This is a genomic window from Pseudanabaenaceae cyanobacterium SKYG29, from assembly GCA_025055675.1.
Classification (GTDB): domain Bacteria; phylum Cyanobacteriota; class Cyanobacteriia; order Pseudanabaenales; family Pseudanabaenaceae; genus M5B4.
This window is the reverse complement of sequence record JANWWT010000001.1, coordinates 1-19,972: the sequence shown is the minus strand read 5'-3', so window position 1 is coordinate 19,972 and position 19,972 is coordinate 1. Positions and strand designations below refer to the sequence as shown.

The 19,972-nt window shown below is 49.9% G+C and carries 17 protein-coding genes; 13 read left to right on the top strand and 4 right to left on the bottom strand.

Annotation, left to right across the window (positions count from 1 at the left end; genetic code table 11):
- The first annotated feature begins 29 nt into the window (after positions 1 to 29).
- Both malQ and NZM01_00080 read left to right on the top strand, forming a co-directional pair.
- Positions 30 to 1,517: a 4-alpha-glucanotransferase gene (malQ, locus tag NZM01_00085; GenBank protein MCS6958437.1), complete on the top strand. Its 1,488-nt coding sequence runs from the start codon at positions 30 to 32 to the stop codon at positions 1,515 to 1,517.
- The gene (locus tag NZM01_00080; protein MCS6958436.1) at positions 1,514 to 2,197 is read left to right on the top strand and encodes a PD-(D/E)XK nuclease family protein; all 684 of its coding nucleotides are present in this window, start codon (positions 1,514 to 1,516) and stop codon (positions 2,195 to 2,197) included. Before malQ ends, NZM01_00080 begins: the two co-directional genes overlap by 4 nt.
- Here NZM01_00080 and NZM01_00075 read toward each other — a convergent pair.
- The 3 genes from NZM01_00075 to pyrF all read right to left on the bottom strand — a co-directional run bounded on the left by NZM01_00075 (position 2,194) and on the right by pyrF (position 7,433).
- Positions 2,194 to 3,198, bottom strand: a complete 1,005-nt coding sequence (locus NZM01_00075) for a late competence development ComFB family protein (GenBank protein MCS6958435.1) — start codon at positions 3,196 to 3,198, stop codon at positions 2,194 to 2,196. The two genes, NZM01_00080 and NZM01_00075, sit on opposite strands and share 4 nt — an antisense overlap.
- Before the next feature lie 36 nt (positions 3,199 to 3,234).
- Complete coding sequence (locus NZM01_00070) at positions 3,235 to 6,603, bottom strand: hypothetical protein (protein MCS6958434.1); 3,369 nt, start codon at positions 6,601 to 6,603, stop codon at positions 3,235 to 3,237.
- A 119-nt stretch (positions 6,604 to 6,722) separates the two neighbouring features.
- A complete protein-coding gene (gene pyrF, locus NZM01_00065; GenBank protein ID MCS6958433.1) occupies positions 6,723 to 7,433 on the bottom strand; it encodes an orotidine-5'-phosphate decarboxylase in 711 nt (236 codons plus the stop codon).
- On the opposite strand from pyrF, the gene rimI reads away from it, so the two are divergent.
- The 3 genes from rimI (at position 7,417) to NZM01_00050 (ending at position 10,278) form a co-directional block, all read left to right on the top strand.
- The gene (rimI, locus tag NZM01_00060; GenBank protein MCS6958432.1) at positions 7,417 to 7,992 is read left to right on the top strand and encodes a ribosomal protein S18-alanine N-acetyltransferase; all 576 of its coding nucleotides are present in this window, start codon (positions 7,417 to 7,419) and stop codon (positions 7,990 to 7,992) included. The genes pyrF and rimI overlap by 17 nt on opposite strands.
- Before the next feature lie 355 nt (positions 7,993 to 8,347).
- Entirely contained in the window at positions 8,348 to 9,724 is a 1,377-nt protein-coding gene (locus NZM01_00055) for a DUF2157 domain-containing protein (protein MCS6958431.1), read from the top strand.
- A complete protein-coding gene (locus tag NZM01_00050) occupies positions 9,721 to 10,278 on the top strand; it encodes a GDYXXLXY domain-containing protein (protein ID MCS6958430.1) in 558 nt (185 codons plus the stop codon). The genes NZM01_00055 and NZM01_00050 overlap by 4 nt, the downstream gene beginning before the upstream one ends.
- On the opposite strand, the gene NZM01_00045 is transcribed toward NZM01_00050, so the two are convergent.
- Positions 10,275 to 11,612: a DUF2252 domain-containing protein gene (locus NZM01_00045; protein ID MCS6958429.1), complete on the bottom strand. Its 1,338-nt coding sequence runs from the start codon at positions 11,610 to 11,612 to the stop codon at positions 10,275 to 10,277. The genes NZM01_00050 and NZM01_00045 overlap by 4 nt on opposite strands.
- A 32-nt stretch (positions 11,613 to 11,644) precedes the next feature.
- Here NZM01_00045 and NZM01_00040 point away from each other — a divergent pair, with 32 nt between their 5' ends.
- From NZM01_00040 to NZM01_00005, 8 genes are all read left to right on the top strand, one after another.
- Positions 11,645 to 12,346: an MgtC/SapB family protein gene (locus tag NZM01_00040; protein MCS6958428.1), complete on the top strand. Its 702-nt coding sequence runs from the start codon at positions 11,645 to 11,647 to the stop codon at positions 12,344 to 12,346.
- 43 nt (positions 12,347 to 12,389) lie between these two features.
- Positions 12,390 to 12,899 (top strand): hypothetical protein, encoded by a 510-nt coding sequence (locus NZM01_00035; GenBank protein ID MCS6958427.1) that lies wholly within the window; start codon positions 12,390 to 12,392, stop codon positions 12,897 to 12,899.
- Between the two features lies 1 nt (position 12,900).
- A complete protein-coding gene (locus NZM01_00030) occupies positions 12,901 to 14,250 on the top strand; it encodes an anthranilate synthase component I (GenBank protein MCS6958426.1) in 1,350 nt (449 codons plus the stop codon).
- Positions 14,251 to 14,267: 17 nt separating this feature from the next.
- Positions 14,268 to 15,851 carry a phosphoglycerate dehydrogenase gene (gene serA, locus NZM01_00025; GenBank protein MCS6958425.1) on the top strand — a complete coding sequence of 528 codons (1,584 nt, stop codon included), beginning with the start codon at positions 14,268 to 14,270 and terminating at the stop codon, positions 15,849 to 15,851.
- 61 nt (positions 15,852 to 15,912) lie between these two features.
- On the top strand, positions 15,913 to 17,910 hold the full coding sequence (gene tkt, locus NZM01_00020) for a transketolase (GenBank protein MCS6958424.1): 1,998 nt from the start codon (positions 15,913 to 15,915) through the stop codon (positions 17,908 to 17,910).
- A 117-nt stretch (positions 17,911 to 18,027) separates the two neighbouring features.
- Positions 18,028 to 18,657 (top strand): Uma2 family endonuclease, encoded by a 630-nt coding sequence (locus tag NZM01_00015; protein ID MCS6958423.1) that lies wholly within the window; start codon positions 18,028 to 18,030, stop codon positions 18,655 to 18,657.
- A gap of 14 nt (positions 18,658 to 18,671) precedes the next feature.
- The gene (locus NZM01_00010) at positions 18,672 to 19,424 is read left to right on the top strand and encodes a Uma2 family endonuclease (GenBank protein ID MCS6958422.1); all 753 of its coding nucleotides are present in this window, start codon (positions 18,672 to 18,674) and stop codon (positions 19,422 to 19,424) included.
- Positions 19,425 to 19,438: 14 nt separating this feature from the next.
- On the top strand, positions 19,439 to 19,972 hold a 534-nt coding region (locus NZM01_00005), incomplete at its 3' end, for a Uma2 family endonuclease (protein MCS6958421.1).

Sequence of the window (19,972 nt, the reverse complement as noted above, 5' to 3'; positions counted from 1 at the left end):
CCTTAGCAGCAAATTTCCTCTAGGTGCATATGCAACTTCCCCGTGCTAGTGGTATCTTGCTTCACCCTACCTCCCTACCCAGCCCTTACGGTATTGGTGATTTAGGTAGCAATGCTTACCATTTTGTCGATTTTTTGCAACAGAGTGGGCAGAAGTTCTGGCAGGTGCTACCCTTAACTCCCACAGGCTACGGTAATTCCCCCTACATGAGTTTCAGCGCTATTGCGGGGAACCCTCTTCTGATTAGTCCTGAGCTGCTGATCCAGGATGGTTTACTCGAAGCCAATCGGTATCAACGTCCCTTCCCCGCTGATGTGGTGGATTTTGACCAGGTGATTCCCTACAAACAGCAGATTCTCCAGGATGCCTATACCCATTTCCTCACGCAAGAGCACCTCCAGGAGGCATTTACGGAGTTTTGCGAGGTGCAACGGGATTGGTTAGAAGACTACGCTCTGTTCATGGCGTTGACAGAAGTTTATCCCAATCAGTCCTGGTGCCAATGGCAAAGGGAACTAGCTCGCCGTGACCCCCAAGCTCTTGCCGCTGCCAGGGAAAAGCTAGAAGACACGATCGGTTTTCACAAATTCCAGCAGTATTGTTTCTACAAGCAGTGGCAGAATTTGCGGCAATATGCCAATGAGCGGCAGATACAGATTATTGGGGACATTCCCATTTACGTGGCTCACCACAGTGCTGATGTCTGGGCGCATCCACAAAACTTTGCCCTTGACCCCGAAACCCTAGAGGTAGCGTTTATGGCGGGTGTCCCCCCCGATTACTTTAGCCCGACGGGGCAATTGTGGGGCAATCCCATCTACAACTGGGACTACATGGAGCAGGACGGCTTCCGCTGGTGGATCAATCGCTTTGAGCATTTGACCAAGTTGGTGGACTGGATACGCATCGACCATTTTCGCGGCTTTGATACCTATTGGCAGGTGCCAGCAGGGGAAACGACGGCTATCAAAGGAGAATGGCAGGAAGCACCAGGAGAAAAGTTCTTTACCATCCTGCTAGACAAGTTGGGGAGTTTGCCCATCCTGGCGGAAGACCTAGGGGGTGACCTGCGCCCAGAAGTAGCAATGCTTAGGGAAAAGTTTGGCTTCCCCACGATGAAGGTGTTGGTGTTTGCCTTTGGCGGTGATAGCAGTAATGCCCACTTGCCCCACCATTTCCAGGAAAATACTGTAGTCTACACAGGTACCCACGATAACGATACTGTGTTGGGATGGTGGTTGAAAATCTCTAGCCAGGAACGATCCCGCCTAGTTGATTACTGGGGCTTACCGGCGATGCCTAGGGCAGAAGATGTACCTTGGCTGTTGATACGGATAGGCTTGGCTTCAGTGGCCCGTTTGTGTATCATTCCCATGCAGGATGTGTTAGGTTTGGACAACGGTGCCCGTATGAATCGACCTGGCTTGGCAGCTGGTAACTGGGCCTGGCGTTATACCTACATTCCGGACGGCACCGCCGATAAATTGCGCCATCTCACTCACCTCTACAGTCGATGATAGACCCCCGATCGCTATGCCTGAGTGCCTCTAGCTTGGATATTTACACTCTGTGCCCCCGCAAATTTTTCTATATCTATCTTGCGCCCGATAAGCTGCGCATTTCCCTGGAGGACCACGGCAGACGGGGTACCCAATTCCATCGTCTAGTGGCAATTTTGACCCACCTCACTCCCGCTGAACGACAGCCTTGGCTCGATCGGGTCGATCCCAAAGTCCGCTCCTGGTGGGAAAATTTCCGCCGCGCGGGCTTAGACCAAGCAAAGGGCAAGGTTTACAGTGAATTCCCTGTCCACTGGCAATATCGGGGTTGGAAGTTGCAGGCAAAATACGATCGGTTGGTCATCACCGCCACTGGTTATGAAATTTGGGACTGGAAGACAGGGAAAGAGACAATTTCTTGGCAACACAGTCTGTATCCCCTGTTGTGGCATTGGTACAAAGACGTTGCCCCTGAGTCAATCTCTCTCCATTTTTGGTATGCCCAAGATGGCAAGACAATTTCTTTTCCCTATAACCAGCAAAGGAAGGAAGCAGACCAAGGGAAACTCGATCGGGTTTTAGACCAACTAGAAGACCAGCAATTTCCCCCTACGACCGACAGTAAAAATTGTCTGGATTGTTTTTTCCGTTATCACTGCTGGGGCAAAGCCGATATTCGTAATCCTGCAAGCTACTAGAAATTTTGGTTACGCAGAGCTTCCCGCCTTGTTTCAATTTCCTGCTTCAAAATATCTAAAATGTTGCGCCAGGTAACGTCCGATCGGTTAAGCATGCGATTGATTTCCTGGATTGCTTTTTCCATATCTCGGTTGAAGCGCAGGAACTGGGGTTTCACCTTGACAGGCTTAGGGGATTGCAGCACCAACTGAATCCCTTGGCGAACGTTATTGGCAATTTGTTGGGAGAGTTCGTTTTTCGCTTTGAGGCGCATTTCTTTGAGGGTTTCTGCATCAGTGGCATACATGGGGGGCAGGCGGTTAAGGGTGTAGGCAGTTACTTCATCCAAATTGACTTTATCAGCTTGTTCGGGGGCAAGATGGGAAATCTGCAAGCGGGCGACAGAAGTAACAATGCTTTCCAGAATATTGCGGTATTCCATTTTCCCAACTTGGAGATAGAGGGCAAAGTCATTGGCATCTACTGTACCTTTGATCCGAGCCTCTTCCGTATCATGTTCTTCTTTTACTTCAGGTTGAGGTTGGGCTTTTTTCTTCCCTAGATAGGTTTGCAGATCAAGGGTACGCCGATTAGGGGTACTAGAACGGGCATTGCCGCCTACAGTCACATTATTGAGGGCGCGTTCCACTGCTTGGGGCAATTGATCCCAGCGTAGATTGGGATTCCCCAAAAACTCCTGCAATAAAACTAGAGTGCGGGGTTCACTGGCTAGTTCCGATTCAGGTAGGGGTTCTCTTTTTTTCAGGGGGTCAGGACGGCAGGAGTGAAGAGCTTTTTTGACAACATCGACAACTTGATGATTAATTTCCTTGAGGGCACGGGAGCGAGATTGTACCCATCCCTTCTGAGTCGTAACGTACATGGGAGGCAACCGATTGAGAGCATAGGCAACTAAATCTGCGACATTGTATTTCTTCTGCAGGTCAGGACTCAGTTTTTTTAGCTGAGCTTGGACTTCCTGCAAAACTATGCTTTCTAAAACGTTGCGGCAGTTACCCATACCGACCAGAGCACTTACCGCAATTATAGCCCCCCCTTAAGTAAAGCGAAAGTCATTGGCAGCAAAGCCCAGGTAGTTGTTAATTCTGCCTGGGAAAGAGGCAACATCATTGGTACTGGTAAATCGCCCATCCGCTGTGAGACTAGCAGTAGCAATAGTTGTAAAGAAGTCCCCACTAAAGTTTCTTTCAAAAACTACCAACACCCGATCGCCTACATTTCCCCCAGTGACTGTGTTGGGGGCAACACCAGCTAGAGGAGCATTAGCTACTAACGTCAAATTGCTAAACACCAAGACGTTATTACTACCAATGTTGGTGCCACTAGCGCTGATCAATGCTACGGCAGGCTGACCAGTACCGCGGAAGGGGCGCAGTGCGTTTTCCAAGGAGAAGTTGAGAATGTCACCATTGCCGGGCACAAAGTCTGTCAGTAAATCAGTGCCATTGTCCCCCGCAGTTTCAAAGAAGAAGACATCAATACCACCGCCTCCGATCAGGGTGTCATTGCCCGACCCACCCCGCAAGGTATCGTTGCCATCACCGCCCTCTACCCGATCGTTGCCAGAGCTGCCCTCGAGGAGGTCATTGCCATCTTCGCCAGTCACTACATCGTTACCGCCTCCCCCTTGCACAGTGTCATTGCCAGAATCTCCTTCTAGGGTATCGTTGTTATCCCCCCCAATCAGCAGGTCATCCCCATTTTCGCCAAAGATAGAGTCTTCCCCTGAACCACCATCGATCGTGTCGTTGCCATCCCCACCTAGGATGGTATCGTTACCAGACTCACCCAGGATGCTGTCATTGCCCCCTAAACCAGAGATTTGGTCGTTGCCTGCCCCGCCGGCGATTGTGTCGGCAAAGTTGGTGGCAGTGTTGGCAGGATTACCTGTTACACCTGCGCTGCTGGTTACCCCGATCGTGTCGTTGTTGACTGTACCTTGAATGGAATTCCCTCCTGTAACTACTCCCCCTGGGGCTGCTGTTTTGCTGGTGAGTTCAGTGGTGAAGTTAGCCAGAGGAATGGGTGATAGGATTACTCCCTGCAAAGTAGCGATCGTTCTGCCAGCGGTACGGATGATGGTGTTGAGACCCTCAACGGTGAAACTGAGGGCTTCAAAGGTGAGACCGCCTCCCAAGCCCAAGTAGTCTTGATTGACATTGAAGTCTGTAACGGTGATGCTCTGGTTGACCACACTGTCAAGGACAAACACATCAAAACCAGCACCACCAGTCAAAGTGCTGTTGCCCAGACCACCAAACAAAACATCGTTGCCCTCGCCGCTGTTGAGGGAGTCATTACCTGCACCGCCCAGGAGAGTGTCATTGCCGTTGCCCCCTAGAATGGTATCTTCCCCGGCACCGCCCTCTAGGATGTCATTGCCGTCACCGCCATCAATACTGTCATTGCCGCCGAGACCACTGAGGGTGTCATTGCCCGCTAAACCCAGAATGGTGTCATTGTTGTCCGTGGCTGTGCCCCCTGTTACTCCAGGGGTAGCGATTGTACTGATGAGGTCATTGCCTGCTGTACCAGTAATCGTGTTCCCTGGTACTCCCTGGTCAGGTGGTAGGACAATCCCGCTGGTGAAGTTGCTGTTTAAGAGATTGACAACGGGGAAGTTGAACAGACGAGCGATCGTGATGTTGTTGAAGGTGATAACTGTATCACTACCTACCTGGGAACGCTGAATGTTAGCCAGAGATAGACCGTTGGTCAGGGCAATAAAGTCATCCGCAGGGGTAAAGTCTGTAATCAATACTGGCTCTGTGCGGGGGAAGAGCACAAACACATCCCGATCGATTCCCCCTGTCACTGTGTCGTTGCCCTCCCCTGGGTCAATCACATCATTGCCGGGTCCGCCAATAACACTGTCGTTGCCAGCTCCCCCCTGAAATGTGTCGTTGCCAAAACCGCCGATGAGGGTATCGTTGCCTTCCGCTCCCAAAAGCAGGTCGTTACCATCCCCACCTTCGACAAAATCGTTACCCCCCAAAGCGTTGACCGTGTCGTTGCCTTGAATAGCGTTGATCGTGTCATTGCCGTTGGTAGCTACATTCCCCGGCAGTCCTGTTACCCCCGCGGAAGAAGTGGTGCCAATCAGGTCATTCCCGATCGTGCCGCTGATTTGGTTGCCAGGAATGAGAATAGGAGGATTGGTGGGAGAAGTGAGGTCAGTGGTGAAATTGCGATCGGTCAAGGTGGAGGAATCTACGTTGTTTAAAGTAGCTAGCACCTGGCGGGAGGGTAATAAGCGAATGATTGTGTTTGCTCCCGTTTGTTCCACCGAGAGACTAGCCCTGGTCAGTCCCGAAAGCCCAATATAGTCTTCACTGCTGTTAAAGTCAGTGACTAGGACAGTGGTCGTGGAGTCTAAAACTACTACATCCAAACCAGCCCCACCACTCACGGTGTCATTGCCTGCCCCTGGGTTAAGAACATCATTACCCAGTCCCCCTGCCAGACTATCGTTGCCGTTGAGACCCTGCAGTGTGTCATTCCCTGCTTCGCCAATGAGGGTGTCGTTGCCTTCCCCACCGATGATTACGTCATTGCCTTCGCCGCCGTTAATTAGGTCATTCCCTCCTAAACCGCTAATTAGGTCATTCCCCCCTAAACCGTTAATAGTGTCATTTTGAGCGGTAGCGGTGTTGCCCGGTGTGCCTGTCACTCCTGGGCTGCTGCTAACCCCGATCGAGTCATCATTGGCTGTGCCTGTAATGTTATTACCGCGGACAATTTGGGGCGAACTGGTCTTGGCAGTCAAATCGGTAGTGAATATTTCCTCTGTCAAGTCGCTCACCTGGGCATTTTTCACAATGGCAATTACTTGCCCAAGAAGTGATATTCTCACGTCGTTCCCCACCTGGCTAAAGGTGAAGTTGGCTAAGCTGGGGTTGCCTCCCCCTTCCAAGGTGTCTAAACCTAACCAGTCCTCCCCGAAAGTGAAGTCCACGATCGTGTCTGCGCCCTTACCTGCCTGCAGCACAAACACATCAATACCAGAACCACCAATCAGTTCATCTGTTCCTATATCCCCGTAGAGGACATCATTCCCATCACCGCCTAAAACCGTGTCGTTATCTTGACCACCCCGCACCGTGTCATTGCCAACACCGCCAAATACAATGTCATCCCCCTTGTTACCGTTGACATTGTCGCTCCCTTCACCGCCCACAACGACATCCTCTCCCTGACCGCCGTAGACGAAATCATTGCCACGCCCCCCCTGGACAAAATCGTTGCCTTCATTGCCGTTGACGGTGTCATCCCCTTCACCGCCGTCGACCATGTCACTGCCGCCTAAACCGCGAATGAAGTCATTACCTGCTAGTCCCAGAATTTCATCTCCCAGGGGAGTTCCGTCTAATACATCATTGCCTGCACTGCCTTGAATAAAAGCCATCGCCTCACTCCTTTACTACGCCATCCGACAATATCACCCAAAAATCTGGTAATTTCCAGGCAAGTTTCCGCACTCTATCTCCCCCCTCTGGCACAACTGCTCGCCAGTTAAGGAGAGCTTTACAGTGAGATACTGGCACATAGACTTGCCCAAGCTAACTCAGGATGGTCTGCCCCCAGCACCGATCGTCCCACCACAATGTAATCAGCTCCCTGACTAAACGCCTGGGAGGGTGTGCCGTAACGGTGTTGATCGCCAGCTGCATCCCCCTCTAGTCTAATGCCAGGGGTTACCAATAAGAAGGGAGAAGGAAACATCGATCGTAAAACCGCTAATTCCTGGGGAGAACAGACGACACCCGCTAAGCCAAGTTCCTGGGCTATTTGTGCTAAATGTTGTACATATTCTGGCGTTGTCATTGACACTTTTAGGCAAGCTAGATCAACATCGGTCAAACTGGTAAGGACGGTTATTCCTAGTAGTTTAGTAGCGCTATTTTGTACTACTGCTTGGGCTTGTTGCAACATGGTTTTGCCGCCGCTGATGTGCACCGTGAGAAAGTCTACTTGATAAATTAAGGCACTAGCACAGGCACGGGCTACAGTATTAGGTATATCGTGGAGTTTCAAATCGAGGAAAATGCGTTTTTCTTGCTCTCGCAAATAGTTTAATACCCTCTGTCCATCGGCTACAAATAGCTGTAACCCCACCTTCCAAAATTTAACCTCAGGTAACCGATCGATCCAGGCTTGTGCTTCGCTAAAATTAGGAACGTCCAATGCCAAGATAATACGTTCTTGAGGGTCGGTAACAGTGCGGGAATTTGTCATTACTCGTGCCACGGAATCAGACATCAAAGAAATGGTGTTAATCGATCGGGTTTGTTTAGGCGGTTTTTGGTCTGAGACATCATATCTTAGGGAGTTAGAAAATGACAACAGTGAGTTGTTGGTTATTCATGGTGGGGGAGAAGTTTTGGGATTTGCCTGTGCCTGGTTTTACTGCGAGGAGGGGCATATTATCGTCTTTGCGGTCAAGCCAGAGTGGCAGAACCAAGGGTTGGGCAGTGCCCTGCTGTGGCAATTATTGCACAGAGCACATCACTACGGGGCAGAGTGGGTAGTTTTAGAAGTGAGAGTCAGCAACACCAGAGCAATTAAACTATATGAGAAATTTGGCTTTGCTGTCGTGGGCACTAGGAAAGAATACTATGAAAATGACGGCGAAGATGCCCTGGTTTTGTGGTGTAAGGGAGTACACAAGCCCGAATTCAAGGATAAATTAGCTCTCCAGAAAGGAGCAATCAAAGACAAACTGCAAGAAAAGGGTTGGGTCTGGTTAGAGAGCCTGAAAAAAATGCAGCACAGCCAATGTTACCCAAATGGCTAGCAGAAACACAGTGAAACTACAGACCAATACAGATAAACGGGAGGAAATTTCCATTACTTCCACGGCAATCGCACTAGGGGATTTAGAACGGGGGGACCAGAGCAAATAACTAACTATAAAAGATAAGGAAAGAATCACAACTAAAACCCACAGAAATAACGCAAATGCCATAGTTTTTTGCCTCACTGCCCTAGGTATTATCTCCTAAATTTATCTTAACGTCAACTGATAGTAGAACTAGGGGAAGTTTGTAACTTTTTTTACACTTGGCAGGGACAGCTAGAAAAGTGGCACAATGCTTGGTGAGGTAGACTTGGGAGGGGGTTACCCTTGGCTTAGAGTTTAGGCAGTGGTCATGGCAGGGGAAAGGTTTAGGCGAGAACTGAAGCAAGAGTCAGAGCAATGGCGACAGGAGGGGCTAATTTCCCAGGAGGTGTGGCAAAGGTTAGCCGATCGGTATCAATTCGATCAACTTAGTGCTAGTGGTCAGGCGTTTAGCACAATTTTATATGCGGTGGGGGGCATTTTAATTGGTCTAGCAGTAATTACTTCAGTAGCTGCCAATTGGCAGAACTTAGACAGAATATCGAAGTTCATCTTGTTACTAACATGGCTGATCGTCAGTAACAGTTTGGGCTTTTATCTCTGGCAATATACCCAATCACTGCAACGCTTGGGTCAGGGCATATTATTAGCAGCTGGCTTAAGTTTGGGGGGAGTGATTGCCTTAGTTGCCCAAATATTTCATCTCAGTGGCCCGCTCTATGGCTTGTTTTTCATCTGGAGTATTGGCGTATTGGTAATGGGAGGTAGTTTGCGATTTCAGACCCTGACAATGATGGGGCTAATTATCCTGGCAATTGGGTATGGTAGTTACTTTTTTAATTTTGACCGAGAATTACACCCGATCGGGGAGTTGATGCCTATTATTTCTCTACTACTGCTGCCCCTTGCCTATTGGTTAGAATCACGAGCAGTATTTGTACTAATTATTCTCCTATGGTTATTTAGCCAAGGTCAAACTGTCTGGTATGGCAGCAAACCGCTAATTTTTATCTTACCTGCAGTTATACTATGGGGTTACGATGATAGTTTGAAACTCGATCGGTTAGGGTCTTATCTATCTCACAAACCCATGCAGCCTGTGGCGAGGGTCTTCAGTGTTTTACTCCTAGGAATTTGCTTATACTTCTACTCATTCAAGTTTGTTTGGCATGCCAGTTCATTTGGTTTATTTGTAGATATTGACCCATCTAATTCATGGGTAAAACTTAATTCCCTGGAGCAGTTATACTTTGGTTTGTTATGTGGAGTAGCTCTTTATGTAGTTGTCAGACAACTGCTCGTCAGAAATGAGATTATGACGAAGGTTATGTTCGGTGCCTTAGTTGGTTTCACTACACTAAGTTTCATCAGACCTACTACTATTTCCTACTATGATTACTATGCTAACTATAGTGATTATTTCATAATCCATACATTTATTACTAATTGCTTCCTAGCAGCACTCAGTCTTACTTTAATTCGTCTGGGTACAGAAAAACTACAGCGAGCTAAATTTTGGTTCGGGATGATTCTCCTCTGCCTACAAATTATTAGCCGCTTCTTTGAATATGACACAGGACTAAGTCTCAAAGCATTTGTGTTAGGTTTGTGTGGTGTGGCAATCTTAGGTTGGGGCATCTGGTTTGAACGGTATCTACAACAACGATCGATGGAGGCAAATTCATGAAACTACCTTACTGGCGCTTGGTATTACCTCTAATGTTGCAGATTGCTATTCCTCTGAGCATGGCAACAGAACCTTTTACAGTTGTTCTCACAGGTACGACAGTTTATCTGCAGACAGTGCCCGTTGACCCCTATGACATTTTGCGGGGTTACTCCCAAATAGTGAACTATGAGTTCAGTTCCCTCTCCTATCTACAATCCCTACCTGGAGGCAAAAATATAGACTATAATTCTGGGACTGTTTACGTTGTGTTTGTTGCTCCTAAGAATAGTAATTCTACTGCTCCTGCGCCTTGGCAACCTGTGAGAGTTAGCACCTCTTTTCCCGGTGATTTATCCCCTCAAGAAATTGCTGTCAAGGGTACTGTTAGATACGAACAGGTAATTTATGGCATTGAAGAACTCTATTTTCCCGAAGCACAACGGGAACAAATTAATACAGAAGCAGCAGAGGCAACGCACCAGAGACAAGCTATAGCAGAAGTAAAAGTGGGACGATCGGGTAAAGCGGTTCTTCGTGCTCTCTGGCTAGGGAACAAAGCCTATAGGTTCTAGCTCACTGTCAACTGTCCTGCTTGTACGGCTGCAACTAGCACCTGGTAGTCTTGTTCCACCTGGTGAGCATAGGTAAGGGCAAAATCTAGGACGGCACGATCGAAGGTATCTTCTTCCCCTAGATAGCCACTGATGACAGCGGGGTCACCTGTACGGGCGTGGGCTTTGGCAAGGGCTGCTCCACAAATTTCCGCGTAGTCTGTTAAGCTGGCGGCGGACATGCCCTTGAGTTTAATGGCTGTCTTCATGTCACGGAATTGGCGGAAATAGAAGTCTCTGCCTTCATTGTTGGTCGTCCAGCCTAGAAAAATATCACTAGCTGCCTGCATCAGTCTCTGACCACTGACAATTCGTTGCCCCTGGTGGGGATAGGGACTCTTGCCCAGGTAAGGTTCTAATACAGAGGGACGGGCTTCTTTATACTGCAATAGCAGGGGGTCGTCGTTTTGATCTAATAACAGGGCTACGCCGCAATGGGTACCAACACTGCCCACTCCCACTACTCGCATTGCTACATCAACTAAACGATAACGATCGAGTAAAAATTGCCGATCGACCTGCAACGTGTCACGGTACTCTTCAAACAGATTGCTAATTTGGGCAAAATACTCTGCTTGGTTGGGTACATGGTAGAGGATAGGGGGATTGTCTATAAAACGCCACTTGCCATCTACCACTGTAGTGATTTGGGATACAGTCTGTCTCAGGGTGCGTTTGAAAGCTCTGGCAGTCATCTTTTCCCAGTGCAGGCGGGTTTCACTATCGGGAGCGTGTTCAATCAACAATTTGGCATCGAGGCGGGCATACCATACTTCTAACGTGCTCATCTGGCTGTATTGCGCCATAGCTAATCGGTAAGCCTGGGCAGCAGCAAGGGCAGCATTGCTACTCTCTGCATCTGATAGTTGTAAGTCCCTACCAGCAAGAACAACACTAGTAACCAGACGTTTGACATCCCACTCCCAAGGAGCAACCAGAGTTTCATCAAAATCATTCACATCAAAGATAAGGTTCCGTTCTGGTGTAGCAAACCCACCAAAGTTAAGCAAATGACAGTCCCCGCAGGCTTGTACCATGATGCCCGTGGTGGGAGTGGTGGCTAAATCTGCTGCCATGATGATGGCGCTGCCCCGTAGAAAGGTAAAAGGAGATTGCAGCATCCGTCCATAGCGCAGGGGAATTAGTTCTGGCAGACGTTGTTGATTAGACTGATGCAAGAGAGTAAGGGGGTGGGCACGATCGCTATGGGCAGACCATTCTCTATGGGCAGAGCGAGGCACAATCTGGCGCAGAGACTTACCGTAGGCAATGCGATCGGCAATCAATTTATTCATGGTATTGTGAAGGTAGCAAGGGCAGGTGCAGCGTGACTGGCAGAGAGTTTATCATCCGTCTAGCGGTGGCTTTCCTTTTGGGAGCGATTTTAGGTTTAGAGCGGCAGTGGCGGCAACGCCTGGCAGGGCTACGTACAAACACTTTGGTGGCAACGGGAGCAGCTTTGTTTGTCATGCTCTCTGTCCTTACCCCTGGTGATTCTAGCCCCACACGAGTCGCAGCCCAAGTGGTTTCTGGTATTGGCTTTTTAGCAGGGGGTGTGATTTTACGGGAAGGACTAACCGTAAGGGGACTCAACACCGCAGCCACTTTGTGGTGCGCAGCCGCGATCGGTAGTTTAGCAGGCTCAGGCATGTTTCTTGAGGCAACAGCAGGTACGTTAGCAGTTTTGCTAGCAAATTTAGTTTTGCGTCCCTTAGGCTATCGCATCAACCAGCAACCCCTCAAAGGCACGGAATTAGAACTCTGCTATCGCTGTGAAGTGGTCTGCCGTAGTCAGGATGAAGCCCATGTGAGGGCATTATTACTGCAATCTTTGGGTAGTAGCAAACTGAGACTGCGTGCTCTTGCTAGTGAAGATTTGGAAGACAAAACCGATCGGGTCAAGGTAGAAGCACAGATTGTGACGCAGGAACAGAGCGATGCCCTTTTAGAACAAGTTGTCAGTCGTCTGAGTTTGGAACCGGGGGTAGTAGCTGTGCGCTGGCGGATTATCGAACAGGAATTTGGCTAATCAGATTATAATAAACTGGGAATGAGGCGCAGGGAAGTCCAGGGTGAACTATCTGATTGCTGTTTGCACCGATCGGATTCAAGCGGAAAATATCTATTCCCAACTAGAAAATCAGGGAATTCCCCAGGGACAGTTGGCGATCTTGGGACGGGGCTACAAAACGGCGGAGGAGTTCGGCTTGATTGACCCTCTGGAGAAGGGAAGAAGACAGGCGCTGTTGATGGCTACTTGGTTGCTGCCTTTTGGCTTTGCGGCGGGGGTGGCTTTTAGTTTGATTACCAAGCTCGATACTTTTGCTTGGGCGGGGCAGTGGGGTAGTTTAGTTATCTCAGGTGGCTTGGGAGCGATCGGGGGGGCATTAGGTAGTGTGTTTGTGGGTGGGGGTGTAGGGGTGGCGTCTGGTAGTGGCGAGTCTCTACCCCTGCGTAATCGCTTAGCAGAAGGGAAATATTTGGTAGCGGTAAAAGGCCCCGAGGAATTGTTACGCCGATCGCGGCGGATTATGGAGCCCCTCAAGCCTGAGAAAATCCAATCTTTGCGTTTAGATAACTAGGGTGACGGACTGGTATTGGGAATGTATTAAGGGTCATTTCTCTGCTCAAACTGTCTGGGAAAGGCTATTTGCCACTGCTCCTATTTCCACTGTTTTGGAAGATTGTTCTAATTTCTCGATCGTGGCGGGCAATCCTCTGCAAACCTGGCAACCCAGTTTGGGTAGTGTATTGGATTGTTTGGGTCAGGTGCTGGTTGGACAAGCTCTGGTTCAACAAGCTCTGGTTCGACAAGCTCACCAGACAGGAGTGGTGCCTAATTATTTGCCCTTTACTGGGGGTTATTTGGGTTGGTTTGGTTATGACTTGGCTTGGGAGATTGAAAATTTGCCTTACCTAAAACAAGATGACCTCCCTTTCCCCGTGGCTTTCTGGTATGAACCCCAAGAATTCATTGTCATCGATCACCAACGCCGGGAACTATGGCTAGCTACTACTAATCCCCAAGCACTGCCAGAGCTGGTAACTAAAATTCAACAACCGTTGAACTTAGAATTTCCTCCTGCTGAATGTGGTGAAATTACATTTATCCCCGATCGGTCTGCTTTCTGCCGTATGGTGGAAATAGCTAAACAACATATTGCTAAGGGGGATATTTTTCAAGCTAACTTGTCAGTGCGATTTACAACTACCTATGGGGGTTCCGGTTGGCAAATCTATCGCCGGTTACATCAAATCAACCCCTCTCCCTTTGCCTGCTATTGGCGGACTCCCTGGGGGGAAATCATTAGTTGCTCTCCTGAACGATTGCTACGAATTCGGGACAATATTGCCGAAACCCGACCGATCGCTGGTACTGTCCCCAAAACCGCTGACCCCCAATTTGATGCCCAAGCTCTCCTCAATTCCTGCAAAGATGTAGCGGAACACATTATGCTAGTGGACTTGGAAAGAAATGACCTGGGCAAGGTATGTCGCTGGGGTACGGTAGAGGTAAATGAACTGTTGGTGCAGGAATACTACAGTCATGTGGTGCATTTAGTTAGCAATGTGCGGGGGGAAATCAGACCAGAATGCTCTTGGGTGGATGTGGTAAAAGCTGTTTTCCCCGGTGGCACGATCACTGGCTGCCCCAAAGTGAGGGCGATGGAAATTATTGAAACCCTAGAACCCCAGCGGCGCAGCCTGTTTTATGGCTCCTGTGGTTACCTCGATCGCCGTGGCTACCTCGACCTCAATATCCTCATTCGTACTATGCTCAAACACAACGATCGGGTGTGGGGACAGGTGGGAGCAGGTATCGTTGCCGACAGTGACCCGCCAAAAGAATGGCTGGAATCCCTCCAGAAAGCTAAAGCCCAGATTAGCGCCCTCCATTGCTCCCTTTTACCCCATCATGGTATAAGCAGATAGAAGTAAACGCGACAACCATGCCTAAAGTCCTTGTCTCTGACCCCATCGACCAAGCAGGAATCAAAATTTTGTCCCAGGTGGCAACCGTAGATGTGAAAACGGGTCTTTCCCCCGCAGAGCTGCAATCCATCATTGGTGATTACGATGCCATCATGATCCGATCGGGCACCCGTCTTACCAGGGAAGTAATTGAAGCAGGCAAAAATCTCAAAATCATCGGTCGGGCGGGGGTCGGGGTGGATAACGTGGATGTACCCACAGCTACCCGCATGGGGATTGTAGTCGTCAATTCGCCGGAAGGAAACACGATCGCGGCGGCAGAACATACCTTAGCTCTTATGCTCTCCCTATCCCGTTACATTCCTGATGCTAACTTCTCCATCAAAAGCGGTGAGTGGGATAGAAAAAGTTTCACAGGTGTAGAACTCTACAAAAAAACCCTAGGCATCATTGGCTTGGGCAAAATCGGTTCCCATGTGGCAACGGTAGCTCGCTCCCTGGGCATGAAACTCCTTGCCTATGACCCCTACATCACTACGGACAGGGCAGAACAGTTGGGGGTAACCCTCGTGGAACTGGAGATTCTCATCCGCGAATCTGATTTTATTACCCTCCACATCCCCAAGACCAAGGAAACCCAACACCTAATTAACCGCGATCGGCTGGCTCTCATGAAGCCCACTGCCCGCATTATCAACTGTGCTAGGGGGGGCATTATCGATGAAGTGGCACTGGCGGAAGCTTTGCAGGAAGGACGGATTGCGGGGGCAGCCCTTGATGTCTACGAAAATGAACCTCTAGCACCAGATTCCCCTCTCCTCAAAATTGGCAAAAACCTTGTACTCACTCCCCACCTGGGGGCATCCACGGAAGAGGCACAGACTAATGTGGCGATCGATGTGGCAGAGCAAATCCGCGATGTCCTTTTAGGGCTGCCTGCCCGTACTGCCGTTAATATCCCTGGGCTGCGCCCTGAAGTGTGGCAAAAACTCAAGCCCTATCTCCAACTAGCGGAAATGCTGGGTAACCTGGTCTCCCAACTGGCAGGGGGTAGGGTGGAATCCCTCGATGTAAAACTGCAAGGGGAACTCGCCCACGGCGAAACCCAACCGATCGTGGTTGCTGCCCTCAAGGGTCTCCTCTCCCCTGCGCTGCGGGAAAGGGTGAACTTTGTCAATGCCTCCATCGAAGCTAAGGAGCGGGGAATCAGGGTGACAGAAACCAGGGATGCCACCGTGGAAGACTACAGCGGGTCAATCCATCTGACAGCCCAAGGCTCCCAGGGGCAGCAATCCGTGGCAGGGGCGATTTTGAGCCGATCAGAACTGCGCATTACCAACATCAACGGCTTTCCCATCAACGTCGCTCCTAGTCAGTACATGTTGCTGACCCTCCACCGCGATATGCCAGGTATCATTGGCGCGATCGGGTCGCTGCTGGGCAACTTCAACGTCAACATTGCTAGTATGCAGGTGGGTAGACGCATGGTGCGGGGGGATGCCGTGATGGTGCTCAACATCGATGACCCCCTACCCGAAGGACTGCGGGAGGAAATCCTGAAGGTGCAAGGAGTACGGGATGCCTATGTTGTCAATTTGTAGTTTCTATGATCCTGACCACCTTGGCATGAGAATATAGCTAGAACGTTCCCAGAAAAATCCTATGGCAGTGGCAACTCAATCTATCGAACAACTTTGTATCAACACTATCCGCTTCCTCGCCATTGATGCGGTAGAAAAAGCTAAGTCCGGGCACCCTGGTCTGCCCATGGGAGCAGCACCGATGGCTTTTGTCCTGTGGGATCAATTCCTCAAGTTCAATCCCAAAAACCCCAAGTGGGTCGATCGGGATCGGTTTGTCCTCTCGGCGGGGCACGGCTGTATGTTGCAGTACGCCCTCCTACATTTGACGGGGTACGACAGCGTTACTCTGGATGAAATTAAAAACTTTCGGCAGTGGGGCAGTAAAACCCCCGGTCACCCCGAAAACTTTGAAACGGAGGGGGTAGAGGTCACCACCGGTCCTTTGGGACAGGGAGTAGGTAACGCCGTAGGTCTAGCCATTGCGGAAGCCCATCTTGCCGCCCGCTTCAACAAACCAGGGCACACGATCGTTGACCATTACACCTATGTCATTTTGGGGGACGGCTGCAACATGGAAGGAGTCGCTTCTGAGGCAGCTTCCTTAGCGGGTCACTTAAAGTTGGGCAAGCTGATCATGCTCTATGACAGCAATCACATCTCCATCGACGGCAGCACTGACCTAGCATTTACTGAAGATGTGGGCAAGCGCTACGAAGCCTATGGTTGGCACGTCCAAAAAGTAGCTGACGGTAACCATGACCTGGAAGCTATTGCTACAGCCATCGCCAATGCTAAAGCTGTCACCGACAAGCCCAGTCTGATTATTGTGGAGACCACGATCGGTTATGGTTCCCCCAAGAAGGCAGGGAGCGAAAAAGTGCATGGTGCGCCCCTCGGTGGTGATGAAGTGATAGCCACTAGACAAAATTTGGGCTGGGAGTATGAACCCTTTGTCATTCCTGAAGATGCTCTCAAACGGTTTAGACAAGCGATCGATAAGGGAGCAAAAGCGGAAGCAGAGTGGAATGCCCGTTTTGCCGAGTATGAAAAAGCCTATCCCGCTGAAGCTGCCGAATTTAAGCGCATCATGGCAGGGGAATTACCTGTAGGGTGGGAAAAAGCCCTAGAACCCGTCACCCAGATGGAAAAATCCACCCGCTTACTCTCAGAAGCTTGCTTGAATGCTTTAGCAGGCGTTATTCCGGAACTGTTAGGAGGGTCAGCCGACCTAGCCCACTCCAACATGACCTACCTCAAGGGTATGCCTGACTTCCAGGCTGGTTCCTACGAAGGGCGCAACTTTCGCTTTGGTGTACGGGAACATGGCATGGGAGCAATCCTCAACGGCATGACACTCCATGGTGGCTTAATTCCCTACGGCGCTACCTTCCTGGTCTTTGCGGATTACATGAAAGCCGCCATTCGCCTATCTGCCCTGTCCAAAGTAGGCGTTATCTATGTGATGACCCATGACTCCATTATGCTGGGAGAAGACGGACCTACTCACCAACCGATCGAGACCCTGGCTTCTCTCCGTGCCACTCCCAACTTGTTAGTTTACCGTCCTGCCGATGCCAATGAAACGGTGGCTTCCTACATAGTGGCCATCAGAGAGCGCAAACGGCCTACCATCCTGGCATTCACGCGCCAAAACGTGAAAAACATCCCTGGTACTTCGGTAGAAGGAGCGCAAAAGGGCGGCTACATCGTAGAAGACGCAGTTAATCCCGACCTAATTTTGATTGCTACCGGCTCAGAACTGGCTCTCGCTGTCCAAGCAGCTGCCAAGTTGCGAGAAGAAGGCAAGGCTGTGCGGGTAGTCTCTCTGCCCTGTTGGGAAATCTTTGAAGAACAATCCCAGGAATACAAAGAAAGCGTCTTACCTTCCAGTTGTCGCAAACGGGTTGCCATTGAAGCAGGCGCTACCTTTGGCTGGCACAAGTATACTGGTTTTGATGGCGCGATCGTGGGCATCGACACCTTTGGTGCCTCCGCTCCTGGTGCTGTTTGTTATGAAAAATTCGGCTTCACGGTCGATAACGTATTAGCAGCTTGCCACCGCGTTTTGGGAGCATAGTTACGATCGGGTAAGCAACGGGGGTTAATCCTAGGGGGTTAGCCCTCTTTTACACAGCCCCAGATCAACCAGCGTAGAATATTGGTGAACAGAGGAGCTGATCATTGGGAAGAGAAAATGGTCACAGTGAGAAAAGGCGGTGAGCAAATAGTTTACCCCGACAGCGATGGTCAGCCCATGGCAGACAACACCAAACAATTCCGCTGGATTGTCACCATCAAAGAAAACCTGGAATACTTGTTCCGCCAGGATGCGAATGTGTTTGTGGCAGGAGATTTACTCTGGTATCCCGTAGAAAGTCGTCCCGACATCCGCACCACTCCTGATGTCATGGTTGTGTTCGGTAGACCCAAGGGCGATAGAGGTTCCTACAAACAGTGGGAAGAAGACTACATTCCCCCCCAGGTGGTGTTTGAAATCCTCTCCCCAGGCAATACCCTCAAAGAAATGACTCACAAGTTACTGTTTTACAATCGCCACGGTGTAGAAGAGTACTATATCTATGACCCTGATAAGAACGAACTGACGGGGCTGCAAAGACAAGAGGGCGAGTTAAGCACGATCGATAACATCAATGAGTGGATAAGTCCAAGACTTGGTATTCGCTTCCGTCTGACTCCTGAGACTCTTAATATCTACGATTCCCAAGGCAATCCCTTCCTAATACCAGTACAGATGAGAGAAAGAGCCGATCGGTTGGCTGCCAAACTGCGAGAATTGGGACTAGACCCCGACAGGATTGTTTGACAGGAGGACAAACCATGACCATAACACCACAAACCAAACCGATCGTTTACCCCGACAGCGACGGACAACCCATGGCAGACAACACCAAACAATTCCGCTGGATTGTCACCATCAAAGAAAACCTGGAATACTTGTTCCGCCAGGATGAGAGAGTATTTGTGGCGGGGGATTTGCTTTGGTATCCCGTAGAAGGTCGTCCCGACATCCGCACCGCTCCCGATGTGATGGTAGTTTTTGGCAGACCGAAAGGGGACAGAGGTTCCTACAAACAGTGGCAAGAAGACAACATTGCTCCTCAGGTAGTGTTTGAAGTTTTGTCGGCAGGCAACACTATCAGAGAGATGAACCGCAAATTATTCTTCTACAACCACTACGGTGTGGAAGAGTACTACATCTATGACCCCGACAGCAATCAGTTGGAAGGTTTGCAGAGGCAGGGTGAGGGCTTGAGGCAAGTGGAGGAAATTAATGGGTGGGTCAGTCCCAGGTTGGGTATCAGGTTTGAGTTGACGGCAGAGACGCTGAATTTGTATGACCCGCAGGGGGAGGTATTTTTGACCCCTGTGCAGATACGGGAGCGAGCTGAACAGGAAAGGCACAGAGCAGAGCAAGAGAGGCTGAGAGCGGAACAAGAGGCGCAACGGGCGGAGCAGGAAAGACTCAGAGCAGAACAGGAAGCCCAACGGGCAGGGCAGGAAAAACTCAGAGCCGATCGCTTCGCTGCCAAACTGCGGGAGTTGGGACTAGACCCCGACACAATCGTTTGACAGGAGGACAAACCATGACCATAACACCACAAACCAAACCGATCGTTTACCCCGACAGCGACGGACAGCCCATGGCAGACAACACCAAACAATTCCGCTGGATTGTCACCATCAAAGAAAACCTGGAATACTTGTTCCGCCAGGATGAGAGAGTATTTGTGGCGGGGGATTTACTTTGGTATCCCGTGGAAGGTCGTCCTGATATTCGTATTGCTCCTGATGTCATGGTGGTCTTTGGCAGACCGAAAGGGGACAGAGGTTCCTACAAACAGTGGGAAGAAGACAACATTGCTCCTCAGGTCGTGTTTGAAGTTTTGTCGCCAGGCAACACCATCAGAGAGATGAACCGCAAATTATTCTTCTACAACCACTATGGTGTGGAGGAGTACTACATCTATGACCCTGATGGGAATGACCTGGCTGGACTGCAGCGGCAGGGGGGTGAGTTGAGGGACATTGAAGAGATGAACGGGTGGGTGAGTCCGCGATTGGGGATAAGGTTTGAGTTGACGGCAGAGACACTGAATTTGTACGACCCGCAGGGGGAG

Coding starts and splice junctions, on each gene's coding strand:
- malQ (MCS6958437.1), top strand. CDS start 30: ATGCAACTTCCCCGTGCTAGTGGTATCTTGCTTCACCCTACCTCCCTA.
- NZM01_00080 (MCS6958436.1), top strand. CDS start 1,514: ATGATAGACCCCCGATCGCTATGCCTGAGTGCCTCTAGCTTGGATATT.
- NZM01_00075 (MCS6958435.1), bottom strand. CDS start 3,198: ATGGGTAACTGCCGCAACGTTTTAGAAAGCATAGTTTTGCAGGAAGTC.
- NZM01_00070 (MCS6958434.1), bottom strand. CDS start 6,603: ATGGCTTTTATTCAAGGCAGTGCAGGCAATGATGTATTAGACGGAACT.
- pyrF (MCS6958433.1), bottom strand. CDS start 7,433: ATGACAAATTCCCGCACTGTTACCGACCCTCAAGAACGTATTATCTTG.
- NZM01_00055 (MCS6958431.1), top strand. CDS start 8,348: ATGGCAGGGGAAAGGTTTAGGCGAGAACTGAAGCAAGAGTCAGAGCAA.
- NZM01_00050 (MCS6958430.1), top strand. CDS start 9,721: ATGAAACTACCTTACTGGCGCTTGGTATTACCTCTAATGTTGCAGATT.
- NZM01_00045 (MCS6958429.1), bottom strand. CDS start 11,612: ATGAATAAATTGATTGCCGATCGCATTGCCTACGGTAAGTCTCTGCGC.
- serA (MCS6958425.1), top strand. CDS start 14,268: ATGCCTAAAGTCCTTGTCTCTGACCCCATCGACCAAGCAGGAATCAAA.
- tkt (MCS6958424.1), top strand. CDS start 15,913: ATGGCAGTGGCAACTCAATCTATCGAACAACTTTGTATCAACACTATC.
- NZM01_00015 (MCS6958423.1), top strand. CDS start 18,028: ATGGTCACAGTGAGAAAAGGCGGTGAGCAAATAGTTTACCCCGACAGC.
- NZM01_00010 (MCS6958422.1), top strand. CDS start 18,672: ATGACCATAACACCACAAACCAAACCGATCGTTTACCCCGACAGCGAC.